This is a genomic window from Nitratireductor luteus (assembly GCF_026162365.1).
Classification (GTDB): Bacteria; Pseudomonadota; Alphaproteobacteria; order Rhizobiales; family Rhizobiaceae; genus Chelativorans; species Chelativorans luteus.
In genome coordinates this window covers 354,338-369,778 of record NZ_JAOANW010000001.1, presented here as the reverse complement: position 1 = coordinate 369,778, position 15,441 = coordinate 354,338, and the positions used below count along the sequence as shown (strand labels likewise).

Below are 15,441 nucleotides of genomic sequence, written 5' to 3'. Positions count from 1 at the left end.
TTGCTCATCCTGGCCGCCCGTACTGCACCGCCGGCGTATCATCCGCCACGGCGGGCGTGGAAGAGGCGACGATCGCGATATCGCCGCCCTTTTCAAGATGGCCGAACAGAACCTGCCGCACCACATCCCGATCGCCGGCTTGCAGGGCTTCCTTGAGCTGGGCGATCATGGTCGGGATGCGCACGGCCTTCCCGTTTTGCGGGTTGGCGCGAAGAATCTTGGGATGGAGTGTCGCGGTGACGCCGGAAGGATCGTAAAAGAGCTCCTCGCTCAGCTTCTCGGCCGGGCGCATGCCGATCGTCACGATCTCGATATCGCCGTCCGGATTCTCGCTGTCGCGGATAGTCAGCCCGGCCAGCATGATCATGTCCTTCGCCAGATCGCGGATTCTGACCGGCTCGCCCATGTCGAGAAGCAGGATGTCGCCGCTGCTGGACAGCGCTCCCGCCTGGACGATCAGTTCGGCGGCCTCGCGAACCGACATGAAATAGCGCGTCATCTCCTCATGGGTCAGGGTGATGGGGCCACCGGCGGCAATCTGTTCCTTGAACAAGGGCACGACCGACCCGCTGGACCCGATGACATTGCCGAACCGGACCGAGGAGAAGACACACTGTTTGCCGTTCTTTTGCGACTTGGCGCCGTAATGGCGGACGATCAGTTCGGCCCAGCGCTTGGTCGCGCCCATGACGCTCGACGGCCGCACCGCCTTGTCGGAGGATATGAGAATGAAGTTCTCGACGCCGGCCGCGCAGGATTCGTGGACGAGGTTCAGCGTGCCAAGGACATTGTTGCGCACGCCCTCGATGACATTCTGCTCGACGAGGGAGACATGCTTGTAGGCGGCGCAATGATAGACGGTCTCTACCGAATGCTCGCCAAGCGTCCGCCTCACCAGCGCATCGTCGGTGACCGAACCGAGGACGGGCACGACGGAAAAATCCCCGTAGCGGCGCAGTTCGCGCTCGATCTGGTAGAGGCCGAGTTCGTTCATCTCGAACAGAACGAGCTTGGCCGGGCCGGCCTGGGCGACCGTGCGGCAGACCGCCGAGCCGATGGAGCCGGCCGCGCCGGAGATCATGATGGTGCGTCCGGAGACCGTGGACCGCATCAGTTCCGGGTCGGCCGGAACCGGAGACCGGCCGAGCAGATCGTCGATGTCGATGTCCCGGATATAGCTGACGAGGTATTTACCCGAGGCCAAATCGGCAATCGGGGGGAGCACACGGATTTTCACCGGAAAACGGCCGAGGCTCGCCACCAACTCGCGCCGGCGCCGCGAACTGGCCTGGGCCGTCGCGATGATGACCTCTTTCACATCGAGATTGGGGATGAGCTCCTCGAGCCGGTCCGTCGCGAAGACGCGAATGCCCAGCATGTCCATGCCGCGTAGACCGGGGTCGTCGGAAAGGAAGCCCACCACCCGCCTGTCCGGCGAGGCATTCAGCGCATCGACGAGGTGCACGGCTGAATCGCCCGCCCCATAGACGAGCACGTTCTGCTTGTCCGCCGAACGCGGGACGCCGCGGCGCAGCAGCCATTTGACGGTGAAGCGGGTGCCGGCCACCGCAATGATGCTGCCGATCCAGTAAAGGACCGCGATCGTTCTGGGGACGCCGGAGGAGCCATAGGACAGCGTGAGAAACACGAGACTGACCCAGATGAGCGTCGAGACGGTGACCGCCTGGATGATCGTCCAGATCGCCCTTTCACGCAGATAGCGCAGGACGGCGCGGTAAAGCCCCATATAGGCGAAGATGGGGATTGCGATCAGCGGCCCGGCGACGATGAACATCGCCTGTTCCATGTTGGGCATGAAGATGCGGTCGAACCGGATGCAGAACGAGGCCCAGATGATGAAACTCAGGCCCAGGAAATCCGCAGCAAGCAGCATCAGGCGCTTGGTGCGCCGCGGCCGGGCCTGAATCCACTCACGGATTCCAGTCAACGTCATGGTCAGTCAATGCTCGTTCATTGTTCAACGGGAAGGCTGGCCCAGATCAATCCCATATCCCCCGAAAGGTTTCCGATTGTAACTAACAGCAAAAGGTATTGAGGTCGAATAGCAAATGCTTACTTGGCCGTAACACAAGGCGGCAGAATACGGGAGGGGAAAAATTGGTTATCACTTTTCCTGGAAGCGCCCAACGCCGTTGCGCTTCATCCGCAGAATCTTTATAGGGGCTTCGTCCGGCGGTCGGCCTGCCGGACACCCGACCCGAGTTGGGGCGTCGCCAAGCGGTAAGGCAGCGGCTTTTGGTGCCGCCATTCGCAGGTTCGAATCCTGCCGCCCCAGCCAAGGTCTGTTGGCCCGTTCGGGACACGTAGGTCACGTTTTATTCTTGAGACATAGGTAATACTTTCGGCCCGACGGTGTTGTCGAGTGGTTCCCTGCGCCATGGCGAACGCTGGTTCTGTTCGGAAGGCGAGGCGGGCGGGCTGGCGAAGATCGCGGGTATGAAAAAGCCCGCCGTGCGAGCGGCGGGCTTTTGGTAGGTCGGCGAAGATCGTCAGCCATGCGCTGCTTTCGGCGCGTCGGTCAGCTTCGGTGAACGGCGATCCGCCGCCTCAGCCAGCTCAACTGCCCTCGATCAGCCCGCGCAGCTCGTCCACCTTGGCCTCCAGCAGAGCCTTGTCGCCGCGGGTTTCCACGTTGAGCCTCAGGAGCGGTTCGGTGTTGGATGCGCGCAGGTTGAAGCGCCAGTTGTCGAAGACCATGCCGAGGCCGTCGATCGTTTCGAGCTCAGGGTTCAGCCGCTGGTAGTGCTCGGCCACCTTCTCCTGCGCGCCTTTGGCGTCGTTGACGGTGAAGTTGATCTCGCCCGAGCATGGGAATTTGGCGATCCTTTCTTCCAGGACGTCGGCCAATCTGGCGCCTGAGGCCGACAGTTCCGAGACGACGGCAAGCCACGCCAGCATGCCCGAATCGCAGTAGCTGAAATCCCGGAAATAGTGGTGCGCGCTCATCTCGCCGCCATAGATGGCGTTCTCCTCGCGCATAATCTGCTTGAAATAGGCGTGGCCCGTACGGCACGGCTTGGCGACGCCGCCGGCCGCCTCGACCACGTCGATCGTGTTCCAGGTCAGTCGCGGATCGTAGAGGATGGTGCCGCCCGGCGCCTTTTCCAGCATGTGCTTGGCGATCATGCCGACGAGGTAATAGCCCTCCACGAAGCGGCCCTGGTGATCATAGAGGAAGCAGCGGTCGAAATCGCCGTCCCAGGCGATGGCAAGGTCCGCGCCGTGCTCGACGACGGCGCGGCTGGCTTTCTCGCGCTTTTCCGGCAGAAGAGGGTTCGGTATGCCGTTGGGCAGACGGGGATCGGGCTCGTGATCGACCTTGATGAAGGTGAAGGGCAGGTACCGTTCCAGAAGGTCGATCACCGGGCCGGCGCAGCCATTGCCGGCGTGGCAGACGATCTTCAGCGGCTTGAGGTCCTGTCCGGCCACTTCCGCCAGAAGCCGCTCGATATAGGCCTGGCGGTCGCATGTTTCGTGAAGCACGCCGCGCTCGGTGTAGCTGTTGGCGGTTTCAAAAAGCGTGTCCGAGCGCAACAGCTTCTCGATGGCGTTGAAGGCGTTGTCGGGCGTTGCGGCGGCCGCGCCCTTCAGCACCATCTTGATGCCGTTGTAATCGATCGGATTGTGGCTCGCCGTCACCATCAGTCCGGCATCCGCGCCGGAGCGCGCGGTGTGGAAATAGACCTCTTCGGTGCCGCACTGGCCGACCGGCAGCACGTCCACGCCGCTGTCGAGAAAGCCCTGCGCCAGCGCCTGTGCCAGGGCGGGACTGTCGAGGCGCATGTCGTGCCCCAGAACGACCGAGTTGGTGCCGAGCGAGGCCTTCGTCGCCTGGGCAAAACGATAGGCGAAGGGAACGTTGAGTTCCTGTGGAATTTGGCCGCGAACGTCATACGCCTTGAAAGGAGCGCCCATGCCTGTCCTTCTCCTGAGTTGGAAATGCGGCCAATCGCGGCCGCCGGATGCCCTGTACTATCCATTCTGTTAGATGTGAAATTATGGCAAAGCAAATCACGGCGCTTCTTCGCCGATCACCGGCTGTGACAATGCTGCCGATAGATTGAACGTTCCCTCATGTTGCGAAAATTCTCTGGCCCGCCTATTCAGCGGTCTGTTGAAGGCCCGGCAGCGCGCCGCAAGGTAGGAAGCCAAATGCAGTTTATCGATCTCGGCGCCCAGCGCGAGCGCATCCAGACCAGGCTGGAGAAGCGGTTGGCCAAGGTATTGGCCGAAGGCCGCTATATATTGGGACCGGAAGTTGCCGAATTCGAGCAGCAATTGGCCGAATATATGGGCGTCCGGCACGTGGTGGCCTGCGCCAACGGCACCGACGCGCTGCTGATCCCGTTGATGGCGATGGGTATCGGCCCCGGCGATGCCGTCTTCTGCCCCAGCTTCACATTCGCCGCGACGGCGGAAGTGGTTGCCCTTGCGGGCGCTTCGCCGGTGTTCGTCGACATCGATCCCGACACCTACAACATCGACACTTCGAGTCTCGAAGCGGCAATCCGCCATGTGCGGGAGGAGACGGACCTTACGCCCAAGGCGATCATTCCGGTCGATCTGTTCGGCCTTGCGGCGGATTATCAGACGATCTCGCGCATTGCCGCGCGGGAGGGGCTTTTCGTCATCGAGGACGCCGCGCAGGCGACGGGCGGGTCCTCCGGCAATACGATGTGCGGCGCGTTCGGCGACGTGGCGGGCACCAGCTTCTATCCCGCCAAGCCCCTGGGCTGCTACGGCGACGGCGGCGCGATGTTCACCAATGACGACGATCTTGCCGAGAAGCTGCGGTCGATCGCCTTTCACGGCAAGGGCAAGAGCCAGTACGACAATGTGCGCATCGGCCTGAATTCACGCCTGGACACGATCCAGGCCGCCATCCTGATCGAGAAGCTGGGCCTGCTGGCCGAGGAAATGGATCTGCGTCAGAACGTGGCGAACCGCTATGCGGAGGGCCTGGGCGATCTGGTCAAGGTGCCGCGCATCGCCGCCGGAAACCGTTCCGCATGGGCGCAATACGCCATCGAGGTGCCCGCCCGTGATGCCGTGCGGGCGCATCTTTCCGAGAAGGGCATCCCCTCGGTGATCTATTATGAGCGCCCGCTGCATGTGCAGGATGCCTATAGCACCTATCCGCGTACGCCGGCCGGTCTGCCTGTTTCGGAGAGCCTGCCCGAGCGCATTCTTTGCCTGCCCATGCATCCCTATCTGTCGCATTCGGATCAGGACCGCGTCATCGACGCGGTGCGCGAGGGCGCCAGTCGGGCGTCCAGGTAACGACACGAGAGGAAGAAGAGAGAAACAACTTTCCGCCCCCGCTCCAAAAGACGCAAAGAACGCTTACCCAGTGACCGAAGGTTGGTTTTGCCCCCCTTGAGAGCGGTGTGACGGGCATTGTAGTTTCCCTCCAAATCAAAGCGCGGATGCTGGCGTCAGCTCGCGCACAAGTGGAGTACAAGATGCCGGCGACCTTATCGCACCTTCAGCGGCTTGAGGCCGAAGCGATCCACATCATGCGCGAGGTGGCGGCGACGTTCTCGAAGCCGGTCATGCTGTATTCGATCGGCAAGGATTCTTCCGTGCTGCTTCATCTGGCGATGAAGGCATTCCATCCGGGCAAGCCGCCCTTTCCCTTTCTGCATGTGGATACGACCTGGAAATTCCGCGAGATGATCGCGTTCCGCGACCGCATGGCGCGGGAGCTCGGCTTCGACCTTCTGGTCCATATCAACGAGGACGGCGTGCGCGAGGGCATCGGTCCTTTCAGCCACGGTTCCAATGTCCATACCCATGTGATGAAGACGGTGGCGCTGCGCCAGGCGCTCGACAAACACGGCTTCGACGCGGCGTTCGGCGGTGCACGCCGGGACGAGGAAAAGTCGCGTGCCAAGGAGCGCATCTTCTCCTTCCGCACCAAGGCGCATGGCTGGGACCCCAAGAACCAGCGTCCGGAGATGTGGAAGACCTACAATACGCGCGTCGCGCAAGGAGAATCGATTCGCGTGTTTCCGCTGTCCAACTGGACCGAGCTCGACATCTGGCAGTACATCCTTCAGGAGGACATTCCGATCGTCCCGCTCTATTTCGCCAAGAAGCGCCCGGTTGTGGAGCGCGACGGCATGACCATCATGGTGGACGATGATAGGATGCAGCTCTTGCCGGGCGAGAAGGTTGAAGAACGCATGGTGCGCTTCCGTACGCTGGGCTGCTATCCGCTGACCGGCGCGATCGAATCTTCGGCCGATACGCTGGAGGCCATCGTCGCCGAGATGCTGACGGCGCGCACCTCGGAGCGTCAGGGCCGGGCCATCGACAAGGACGAGGCCGGCTCGATGGAGAAAAAGAAGCGCGAGGGGTATTTCTGAGGTGTTAGACGTGACCGAAACCATTCCCCGCGAGGTGGAAGCCAGCGGCATTCGCGATTATCTGGCGCTGCAGGAGAACAAGACGCTCCTGCGGTTTCTGACCTGTGGCTCTGTCGATGACGGCAAGTCGACCCTTATCGGTCGGCTGCTCTACGACACCAAGCTGATCTTCGAGGACCAGCTTGCCACGCTTGAGAAGGATTCGAAAAAGCACGGCACGACCGGCGAGGATATCGACCTGGCGCTTCTGGTCGACGGGCTGGAGGCCGAGCGCGAGCAGGGCATCACCATCGATGTCGCCTACCGCTTCTTCGCCACACCCAAGCGCAAATTCATTGTTGCCGATACGCCAGGCCATGAGCAATACACGCGCAACATGGCGACGGGTGCTTCCACGGCGGATGTTGCCGTCGTGCTGGTCGACGCGCGCCAGGGCATCCTGCCGCAGACGCGCCGTCACTCGATCATCGCCTCGCTGCTTGGCATCCGGCACGTCGTGCTGGCGGTCAACAAGATCGATCTGGTGGATTTCGACGAGGCAGTGTTCGCCGGCATCGTGGCGGACTACGAAGCCTTCGCGAAGGATCTGGGCTTTGCCACCGTTCAGCCCATTCCCATGTCGGCCCGCTATGGCGACAACGTCACCCGGCCTTCCGCCAACACTCCCTGGTATACCGGGCAGTCGTTGATCTCCTATCTGGAAACGCTGGATGTGGAGAGCGATCTTCGCGAGAAGCCGTTCCGCTTTCCCGTGCAATATGTGAACCGGCCCAACCTGAATTTCCGGGGTTTCGCCGGCACGGTCGCCTCGGGCGAGATCGCGGTCGGGGATGCGGTCGTCGTGGCCAAGTCCGGCAAGCCGTCGCGGGTCAAGCGCATCGCCACCTATGACGGCGACCGCGAGCGGGCGGGCGAGGGCGAAGCCGTCACCCTGGTGCTCGAGGACGAGATCGAAGTCTCGCGCGGCAACATGCTGGTGGCGCCCGACGCACGGCCCCATGTGGCCGATCAGCTGGCCGCCAATGTGGTCTGGTTCGACGAGCATCCGCTGATGCCGGGACGCATGTATATTCTGCGCACCGAGACGGACGAGGTCAGCGCCACGGTCAGCCATCTCAAGCACCGGGTGAATATCCACAATTTTGCGCATGAGGCGGCCAAGTGCCTCGACCTGAACGAGGTCGGCGTGTGCAATTTCTCACTGCAGGCGCCGGTTGCCTTCGACACGTTCGCGGAAAACCGCACCACCGGCTCATTCGTTCTGATCGACCGCCTGACCAATGCCACGGTCGGCGCCGGCATGATCCTGCACCCCTTGCGCCGTGCGGCCAATATTCATTGGCAGGCGCTGGACGTAACCAAGGTGTCGCGGGCCGAGCAGAAGCATCAAAAGCCTGCGGTCCTGTGGTTCACGGGGCTTTCGGGCTCCGGCAAGTCGACCATCGCCAATCTTCTGGAAAAGAAACTGCATGTAAGCGGCCGGCACACCTACATCCTCGATGGCGACAATGTGCGCCACGGGCTGAACCGCGATCTCGGCTTCACCGAGGAGGACCGGGTGGAGAATATCCGTCGCGTCTCCGAGGTCGCCAAGCTGATGGCGGATGCGGGGCTGATCGTGCTGGTCTCGTTCATCTCTCCTTTCCGGGCCGAACGACGCATGGCGCGCGACATGATGCCGGATGGCGAATTCGTCGAGGTGTTCGTCGACACACCGTTCGAGGAGTGCGCCAAGCGCGACCCCAAGGGGCTCTACGCAAGGGCGCTCAAGGGCGAGATCAAGAACTTCACGGGCGTCGATTCGCCCTATGAGGAACCGGAACGGGCGGATATTCATCTGCGCACCGTCGGCCGGGAACCGGAAGAGCTCGTCGACGAGCTGGAAGCCTGGCTGCGGGAGAAGGGCTATTGCTGACCGTTTCGAAGACGGATGCAACGGGTGACGATGCAGCGCTGCTGAGCCTGTTCGAAGAACTCGCCGTTGAAGCCGGCGCGGCGATCATGCGCCACTATGAGGCTGGTGTCGCGGTCGAGGAAAAGGCCGATTCATCGCCGGTGACCGAGGCGGATCGCGAGGCTGAGGCAATCATCCTCGCCGGGCTGGCGCGGCTGCCGGTCGGCACGCCTTGCGTCTCGGAGGAGGCGGCATCGGGCGGCGTGATACCGGTATGCGGCGATGACGGCTTCCTGCTGGTCGATCCCCTGGACGGCACGCGCGAATTCATCAACCGTCGGCCGGACTTCACGGTGAACATCGCGCTCGTGCGCGCCGGGGCGCCGGTGTTGGGCGTGGTCTACGCGCCTGCGCAGGGGCTGCTCTACGCCGGACAGCCGGGCGCGGCGTTCGAAGCCCGTTGCCGCGATGGGAAGACGCTGACGGACCGCCGGCAAATCCGCGCCGAGACCATGCGCCGGCCGCCCCGCATCGTCGCCAGCCGGTCGCACCTGACGCCGGAAACCGAGGAATTCATTGCCCGCCATCCGGGCGCAGAGACCGTCTCGGTGGGCTCGTCCCTCAAATTCTGCATCATGGCGCGCGGCGATGCCGACCTCTACCCCCGCTTCGGCCCCACCATGCAGTGGGACACCGCGGCGGGCGACGCCGTCCTGCGCGCCGCCGGCGGAAGAACGCTCAATCTCGACGGCAGTCCCTTCACCTACGGGCCGAAGGGCGCCGATGGCGTCAAGGCCTTTGCAAATCCGTTTTTTATCGCCGAGGGGGCAACAGGCTAGCCCGGCTGAAAAGGGTGGGTCGTTGGAACCCGGCCTTTCCAGTTGATCAGGCTGCCGCGCTCACATCGAATTCGAAATGGATGTTGTCATAGGGGAACTCGACCCCCTTTTCGGTGCGGTCGATGACTCCCGTATTGACGAGCAAAGTCACGTCCCGATGCACGGCCTGCACATCGCGCTTGACCCTGCGCGCGACTTCACGGATCGACAAGGGCCCCTGCCCAGCCAGCGTCTTGACTATGGCGAGGCGGGAGGGTGCCAGGACCTTGTGCATGTCATCGTAACTGGCGAAATTCAGCGTGGAGGTGGCTTCGACGGCCTTACCCGCGAGGGCGCGTTCTCCAGCCTCGACAAAACGAGCCTTGATATCGGCCATGGTACTCAGGCGTACGGTCAATGTGTTCATTGGAGTATCCTTTCCATATCGGCGTGGAAGGCATCAAACAGGGCTCTGAGCGAGGTGAATTCGATAGGTTCCTCGCAATTTCCGAGGTGCCGGTGATCGCCCTTGCCGCGCTCGTTGTCGTAGCGCAGGACGCATTCGTCGTTTACCACCAGCGCCAGCCTGCATTTGAACGGATGTTCGCTGCCGGGGACCGGGGCGGGCAGGTGCCACAAGACGACCTCGAAAAAGGCCGAGTCATCGATCACGGTTCGTGATTTCTCAATCAGCTCCGCCTTCATGTTGTTATTAGTAACAACGCCCACCGGATGTTGTTAATCATGACGACGTCTGCTGACCGGCTATTGAAAAGAGATAGACGCTCAACCCCCGCCCAGTTCGTCCCGGCGCGGCGGGTTTGCGCCGGCGCGCGACACGGTGACGGCGGCGACGCGGGTTGCGAAAGACAGCGCCTCGCGTACGGCCTGCTCATCGAGCGCGGCAAGGTGATCCTTGGTCAGCCTGCCGGCCTCGTGGAGCCAGGCGAGAATGGCGGCGTTGAAGGAATCGCCGGCGCCGACGGTATCCACGACATCGACCTTCAAGGGAGGCTCGAACACTGAGCCACCGCTCCAGAAGCCGTGCGCGCCTTCGCCTCCCTTTGTAGCGATCACCAGTTTGGCGCCATGGGACAGATATGCCCGCGCGGCGGCTTCGATCCTGTCGAAGCCGCCCAGCCAGGCCAGATCTTCCTCGGAAATCTTGATGATGTCCGCCAGGCCCATCATGCGCCGCATCCGGCTCCGGTGGGCTTCCCCGTCGGCGATGAAGGCGGGGCGGATATTGGGGTCGAGCATTGAGACGCGGCTGGTGGCCGCCCGCTCCATCATCGTCTCATAGGTACTCCCGCAAGGCTCGCTCACCAGGCTGATGCCGCCGAAGAGCAGGGCAGGCACGTCATCGCCCAGCATCGGCAGGTCGGCAGACGTGAGCATGCGGCCGGCAGAGTTCTCATCGTAGAAATGATAGCTTGCCTGCCCGCCGGACAGGCTGACAAAGGCGAGCGTCGTGGGTCGGTCGCTGATCCGTGCGGGAGAAATATCGACCCGGCTTTCCTCAAGGCTCCGGCAGAGTTGCCGGCCGAAGAGATCGCGCGAAAGGCCGGAGAAGAAGCCGGTGGGAACGCCGAGCCGGGCAAGGGCGATGGCGGTGTTGAAGACCGACCCGCCGGGATAGGGCACGAAGCCGGTTTCACCGCCTTCCGTCTTGCGCGGCAACATGTCGATCAGCGCTTCTCCGCAACAAAGGATCATGCGGCTTCCTTTCACAAGGGTGGTGTCAGAGCGAATACGCGGGACTTGACGGCGCACCCACCAGGAAACGCTCGGCCAGAGGCAGGCTGGCGCCGCCCAGCGCGCGCGCGTGTTTGCCGACCGTGCCCTCGCGCACATCGGGAAGGCTGAGCCCTTCGGAGTCCTTGGTTTGCAGGAACCCTCTCGTGCGGCGGACGATCTCCGAGCGCACCGAAAGGGGCATCCAGCCCTCGATGATGGATTCTTCGAAGTCGATCACGGCGGCCGCCGCGATGATCGCGTCGGCCAGCCCCTCGGCGGTGCCCTCCATCCAGCGGTCCAGGTCCTCGCCGAGATCACCCCAATCGTCGGGCGCGGTCCAAAGATGCTGGGCCTCGCGTCCGCGGGCTACCAGCGCCTTCTCCAGGACGCTTATCGAAGCGACGTCGATGAGCTGGCGGGTCTTGCCGCCGGGGCCGGGCACCGGCATCGATCCCAGCGCGCCAGCATTGCCGGTGCGGCCGCCGAACAGGCGTCCGCCGAGCGCGATCCCGCCGCCGACGAACGCGCCGATGTAGAAATAGATGAAGTCGCATTGTTTGAGCGGTGTGCCGAACACCAGCTCCGCGCCGCATGCCGAAGTCCCGTCGTTCTGCAGATAGACCGGGAAAGGACATCGGCTGGAAAGCTCACGGCGCATATCGAACTTGCGCCAGCCGTCCATGGCCCCCGGGGGTGCGCCGGCCGCATCCGCCCAGTTCCAAAGTTCGAAGGGCATGGCGACGCCGAGCCCGCCGATGCGATTCCAGACCGCGCGATCCTCGCTGTCGCGAAGCTGCGCGATGTCGTCCATCACGAAGGCGATGGTCTCTTCCGGCGTCGGCCAAGCATAGGAGTGCTGGCGCATCCGCCGGATCGTGCCGCGAAAATCGATCAGCACGAGCTCGGAACTGCGCCGCCCGATCTTGAGGCCGAAGAAATAGGCGCCGTCGGGGTTGAGGCTCATGGGGATGGATGGCTGACCCACCTTGCCGCGTTGCGGGCTGCCACGAACCAAAAGGGCGTCCGCCTCCAGGCTGCGCACGATCACTGAAACCGTTTGCGCCGAAAGGCCGGTCGTGCGCGCGATCTCGGTCTTGGCCATGCTTCCGTGCTGACGCAGCAGGGACATCACCAGGCGCTCGTTGAAGTCGCGCATGCCGCTCTGGTTGGTGCCCAGATTCTGTCGCGGGGAACCCGGACTATCGCCGGTCCGTATCGAACCTTCCACGCCCTCATCTCCTCCCATGCCGCCTCTATATGAAGAATGCCCTTTGCAAAAGGCGCCTGTCAATAAATAAATAAGAGTGATTTATCTATTGACAGGCGTCACCGCTTTTTGTTTTGTTGAATAACGCTGACGGGCTGGCCGTACGGCGTGTTCGTGGCGCTCGCGGGCGTCATCGAGATTTTTCGGGAGGATTACCGTGAACAAACATTCGTTGCTCAAGACAACCGCACTCAAGACAGCCGCGCTCGCAATTGCCGGCGCGGGCTTTCTCGGCCTGGTACAGCCGGCTTCGGCCCAGGATGTCGGAGCGTGCCTCATCACCAAGACAGATATCAATCCCTTCTTCGTCAAGATGAGAGAGGGCGCGACCGCCAAGGCCGAAGAGCTGGGCATCAGTCTGTCGACCTATGCCGGCAAGGTCGACGGCGACCATGAGACCCAGGTGCAGGCCATCGAAACCTGCATCGTCTCCGGCGCCAAGGGCATCCTGCTCACGGCGTCCGACACCAAGGCCATCGTGCCGGCGGTCAAGAAAGCGCGCGATGCCGGGCTTCTGGTCATCGCGCTCGACACGCCGCTCGAGCCCATCGATGCGGCCGACGCCACTTTCGCCACCGACAACTTCAAGGCCGGCGAGCTGGTTGGCCAGTGGGCTGCGAAGACCCTGGGCGACGAGGCGGCGAACGCCAAGATCGCTTTGCTCGATCTTTCGCCTAGCCAGCCTTCAGTGGACGTGCTGCGCGACCAGGGCTTCCTCACGGGTTTCGGCATCGATACCAAGGACCCGAACATGATCGGGGATGAGGACGATGCCCGCATCGTGGGCAACGACGTGACAAGCGGCAATGAGGAGGGCGGCCGCGAGGCCATGGAAAACCTGCTCCAGAGAGATCCGGACATCAATGTCGTCTACACGATCAACGAGCCCGCCGCGGCCGGCGCCTATGAGGCCCTGTCGTCCTTCGGGAAAACCGAGGGCGTGCTGATCGTCTCTGTCGACGGCGGCTGCCCGGGCGTCCAGAACGTCAAGGAAGGCATCATTGGCGCGACCTCGCAGCAATATCCGCTGCTCATGGCGTCGCTCGGCGTCGAGGCGATCGCCAAATATGCCGAGACCGGCGAGCTGCCCGAGCCGTCTCCCGGGCTCGACTTCTTCAACACAGGCGTGACGCTGGTCACCGATCAACCTGTGGAGGGCGTGGAGTCGATCAGTTCCGACGAGGGGCTGGAGCGCTGCTGGGGCTGAGGCAGGCCTGATCTGCCAGTAAATGCGCGGGATGGCCCACGGCCGTCCCGCGTAATGCAAAAGAAATTCGATCTCCGGCGGAATTCGCGCGTAGAATTCATCGTGGCACGAGCGGCGGCCTCTTGCCGCTCGATGGACCGGCGCCGGTGAACGCACCGGCGAAATGATGGGAGGAACGATCATGAGCGATGCGGATGCGGCGCGCCGCAAACAGGACTTCGAAAATGGCCTGAACGGCAGCGACGCTCAAGTGGCCAGCTTCGAGGGCCACGAGAAGACTTTCGTCGACCGCCTGCAGCATTTCCTGCACGCCAACCCGACGATGGTGCCGATCATCGTGCTGCTGCTGAGCGTCGCTGCTTTCGGGGTGATTGCCGGCGGCAATTTCTTCAGTGCGTTCAACCTGTCCCTGATCATGCAGCAGGTGTCGATCATCGGCATTCTCGCGGCCGCCCAAAGCCTCGTCATCCTGACCGCCGGCATCGATCTTTCGGTCGGCGCGAGCATGGTGCTGGTTTCCGTCATCATGGGCAATCTCGCCGTCAATATGGGCGTGCCCACGCCTTTGGCGATAGGTATCGGTTTTATCTGCGGCACGCTCGCCGGCATGCTCAACGGCTTCTTCGTCACACGCGTGAAGCTGCCGCCTTTCATTGTGACGCTCGGCACCTGGAACATCTTCTTTGCGCTCAATCTGTGGCTTTCCGGCGCCCAGTCGATCCGCAGCCAGGACATCGACGCCACCGCGCCGCTGCTGAAGTTTTTCGGCGAGAGCGTCCGTATCGGCGGTGCGCAATTCACTTTCGGCTCCATTCTGATGGTGCTGATCTTCGCCGTGCTCTGGTACGTGCTCAACCGCACGGCATGGGGCAGGCATGTCTATGCGGTGGGCGACGACAAGGAAGCGGCCGAGCTTTCGGGCATTCGCACCGACCGCACGCTGGTGCAGGTCTATGCCGCGGCGGGCCTCGTCTGCGCCATCGGCGCCTGGGCGGCCATCGGCCGCGTCGGCTCGGTCTCGCCGCAAAGCTTCCAGGAAGCAAACCTGCAGTCCATCACTGCCGTGGTGATCGGCGGCATCTCGCTCTTCGGCGGGCGCGGCTCGATCATCGGTCCGCTGGTCGGCGCGCTGATCGTCGGCGTGTTCAACTCCGGCCTCCGGCTTGCCGGCGTCGACGTGCTTTGGCAGGTTTTCGCCATCGGCTGGCTAACCATCATCGCCGTTGCGATGGATCAATGGATCAGAAAGGTGTCGGCATGACTCATTCCCAACCCCTGGCCCAACCCTTGGCCCAATCCTCGGCCCAAGCCGTTCTCACCGCGCGCGGCCTGGTCAAGCATTACGGCCGGGTCGTGGCTCTCAACCACGCCGACTTCGACCTTTACGCAGGCGAGGTACTGGCCGTGATCGGCGACAACGGCGCCGGCAAGACCACCCTGATCAAGGCCATCTCCGGGGCGATCCGCCCCGACGAGGGCGAAATCAGGCTGGACGGAAAACCGGTCAGCTTCCGCTCCCCGCTGGAGGCCCGCGAACACGGCATCGAGACCGTCTACCAGACGCTTGCCCTTTCGCCGGCCCTTTCCATCGCCGACAACATGTTTCTGGGCCGGGAGTTGCGCAAGCCGGGATTCATGGGGCGCTGGTTCCGGGCGCTGGACCGCGAGGCGATGGAACGGCAGGCGCGCCAGAAACTCAGCGATCTCGGTCTCATGACCATTCAGAATATCGGCCAGGCGGTGGAAACGCTGTCTGGCGGCCAGAGACAGGGCGTGGCGGTGGCGCGCGCCGCCGCCTTCGGCTCCAAGGTGATCGTCATGGACGAGCCGACAGCCGCGCTCGGCGTGAAGGAATCGCGCCGTGTGCTGGAGCTGATCCAGGACGTAAAGGCGCGTGGCATGCCGATCGTGCTCATCTCGCATAATATGCCGCATGTCTTCGAAGTCGCCGACCGCATCCACGTCCACAGGCTCGGCCGCAGGCTCTGCGTGATCGACCCGAAGGAATATACGATGTCCGATGCGGTAGCCTTCATGACGGGAGCCAAGGAACCGCCCGCCGAGGCCATGGCGGCATAGTTCTGCAGTTGCGGTTTACTGCTGCCGCCTTCAGTCCGGTTGATGACCGC

The 15,441-nt window shown here is 63.0% G+C and carries 13 protein-coding genes and 1 tRNA gene; 8 read left to right on the top strand and 6 right to left on the bottom strand.

The annotated features are described in order from the left end of the window. Window positions 1–4: 4 nt before the first annotated feature. Window positions 5–1,954 (bottom strand): polysaccharide biosynthesis protein, encoded by a 1,950-nt coding sequence (locus N1058_RS01850; protein ID WP_265515770.1) that lies wholly within the window; start codon window positions 1,952–1,954, stop codon window positions 5–7. A 270-nt stretch (window positions 1,955–2,224) separates the two neighbouring features. Here N1058_RS01850 and N1058_RS01845 point away from each other — a divergent pair. After that, window positions 2,225–2,299 (top strand) — tRNA-Gln (locus N1058_RS01845). Between the two features lie 278 nt (window positions 2,300–2,577). Here N1058_RS01845 and N1058_RS01840 read toward each other — a convergent pair. Then, window positions 2,578–3,936, bottom strand: a complete 1,359-nt coding sequence (locus N1058_RS01840) for a phosphohexomutase domain-containing protein (RefSeq protein WP_265515769.1) — start codon at window positions 3,934–3,936, stop codon at window positions 2,578–2,580. 237 nt (window positions 3,937–4,173) lie between these two features. On the opposite strand from N1058_RS01840, the gene N1058_RS01835 reads away from it, so the two are divergent. The 4 genes from N1058_RS01835 (at window position 4,174) to cysQ (ending at window position 9,122) form a co-directional block, all read left to right on the top strand. Next, the gene (locus N1058_RS01835) at window positions 4,174–5,301 is read left to right on the top strand and encodes a DegT/DnrJ/EryC1/StrS family aminotransferase (RefSeq protein ID WP_265515768.1); all 1,128 of its coding nucleotides are present in this window, start codon (window positions 4,174–4,176) and stop codon (window positions 5,299–5,301) included. Between the two features lie 146 nt (window positions 5,302–5,447). After that, window positions 5,448–6,389, top strand: a complete 942-nt coding sequence (gene cysD / locus N1058_RS01830) for a sulfate adenylyltransferase subunit CysD (RefSeq protein ID WP_265515767.1) — start codon at window positions 5,448–5,450, stop codon at window positions 6,387–6,389. Window positions 6,390–6,399: 10 nt separating this feature from the next. After that, the gene (gene cysN / locus N1058_RS01825) at window positions 6,400–8,304 is read left to right on the top strand and encodes a sulfate adenylyltransferase subunit CysN (protein WP_338040605.1); all 1,905 of its coding nucleotides are present in this window, start codon (window positions 6,400–6,402) and stop codon (window positions 8,302–8,304) included. Further along, a complete protein-coding gene (cysQ, locus tag N1058_RS01820; RefSeq protein ID WP_265515765.1) occupies window positions 8,298–9,122 on the top strand; it encodes a 3'(2'),5'-bisphosphate nucleotidase CysQ in 825 nt (274 codons plus the stop codon). Before cysN ends, cysQ begins: the two co-directional genes overlap by 7 nt. A 46-nt stretch (window positions 9,123–9,168) precedes the next feature. Here the strand turns inward: cysQ and N1058_RS01815 are convergent, their stop codons facing one another. The 4 genes from N1058_RS01815 to N1058_RS01800 form a co-directional block, all read right to left on the bottom strand. Next, window positions 9,169–9,528: an HVO_A0114 family putative DNA-binding protein gene (locus N1058_RS01815; protein WP_265515764.1), complete on the bottom strand. Its 360-nt coding sequence runs from the start codon at window positions 9,526–9,528 to the stop codon at window positions 9,169–9,171. Continuing rightward, window positions 9,525–9,806, bottom strand: coding sequence for a toxin-antitoxin system TumE family protein (locus N1058_RS01810; RefSeq protein WP_265515763.1), 282 nt, complete (start codon window positions 9,804–9,806; stop codon window positions 9,525–9,527). Before N1058_RS01810 ends, N1058_RS01815 begins: the two co-directional genes overlap by 4 nt. Window positions 9,807–9,887: 81 nt before the next feature. Then, window positions 9,888–10,817, bottom strand: coding sequence for a carbohydrate kinase family protein (locus N1058_RS01805; RefSeq protein WP_265515762.1), 930 nt, complete (start codon window positions 10,815–10,817; stop codon window positions 9,888–9,890). Window positions 10,818–10,842: 25 nt separating this feature from the next. Beyond that, entirely contained in the window at window positions 10,843–12,084 is a 1,242-nt protein-coding gene (locus tag N1058_RS01800) for an ROK family transcriptional regulator (protein WP_420847922.1), read from the bottom strand. A gap of 193 nt (window positions 12,085–12,277) precedes the next feature. Here N1058_RS01800 and N1058_RS01795 point away from each other — a divergent pair, with 193 nt between their 5' ends. From N1058_RS01795 to N1058_RS01785, 3 genes are all read left to right on the top strand, one after another. Continuing rightward, complete coding sequence (locus tag N1058_RS01795; RefSeq protein ID WP_420847928.1) at window positions 12,278–13,312, top strand: sugar ABC transporter substrate-binding protein; 1,035 nt, start codon at window positions 12,278–12,280, stop codon at window positions 13,310–13,312. Between the two features lie 181 nt (window positions 13,313–13,493). Further along, window positions 13,494–14,573, top strand: coding sequence for an ABC transporter permease (locus N1058_RS01790; protein WP_265515761.1), 1,080 nt, complete (start codon window positions 13,494–13,496; stop codon window positions 14,571–14,573). Beyond that, window positions 14,570–15,391 (top strand): ATP-binding cassette domain-containing protein, encoded by an 822-nt coding sequence (locus N1058_RS01785; protein ID WP_265515760.1) that lies wholly within the window; start codon window positions 14,570–14,572, stop codon window positions 15,389–15,391. The genes N1058_RS01790 and N1058_RS01785 overlap by 4 nt, the downstream gene beginning before the upstream one ends. The last annotated feature ends 50 nt before the right edge of the window (window positions 15,392–15,441 follow it).

Coding starts and splice junctions, on each gene's coding strand:
- N1058_RS01815 (WP_265515764.1), bottom strand. CDS start 9,528: ATGAACACATTGACCGTACGCCTGAGTACCATGGCCGATATCAAGGCT.
- N1058_RS01790 (WP_265515761.1), top strand. CDS start 13,494: ATGAGCGATGCGGATGCGGCGCGCCGCAAACAGGACTTCGAAAATGGC.
- N1058_RS01800 (WP_420847922.1), bottom strand. CDS start 12,084: ATGGGAGGAGATGAGGGCGTGGAAGGTTCGATACGGACCGGCGATAGT.
- N1058_RS01850 (WP_265515770.1), bottom strand. CDS start 1,954: ATGACGTTGACTGGAATCCGTGAGTGGATTCAGGCCCGGCCGCGGCGC.
- N1058_RS01840 (WP_265515769.1), bottom strand. CDS start 3,936: ATGGGCGCTCCTTTCAAGGCGTATGACGTTCGCGGCCAAATTCCACAG.
- cysD (WP_265515767.1), top strand. CDS start 5,448: ATGCTGGCGTCAGCTCGCGCACAAGTGGAGTACAAGATGCCGGCGACC.
- N1058_RS01805 (WP_265515762.1), bottom strand. CDS start 10,817: ATGATCCTTTGTTGCGGAGAAGCGCTGATCGACATGTTGCCGCGCAAG.
- N1058_RS01785 (WP_265515760.1), top strand. CDS start 14,570: ATGACTCATTCCCAACCCCTGGCCCAACCCTTGGCCCAATCCTCGGCC.
- N1058_RS01835 (WP_265515768.1), top strand. CDS start 4,174: ATGCAGTTTATCGATCTCGGCGCCCAGCGCGAGCGCATCCAGACCAGG.
- N1058_RS01810 (WP_265515763.1), bottom strand. CDS start 9,806: ATGAAGGCGGAGCTGATTGAGAAATCACGAACCGTGATCGATGACTCG.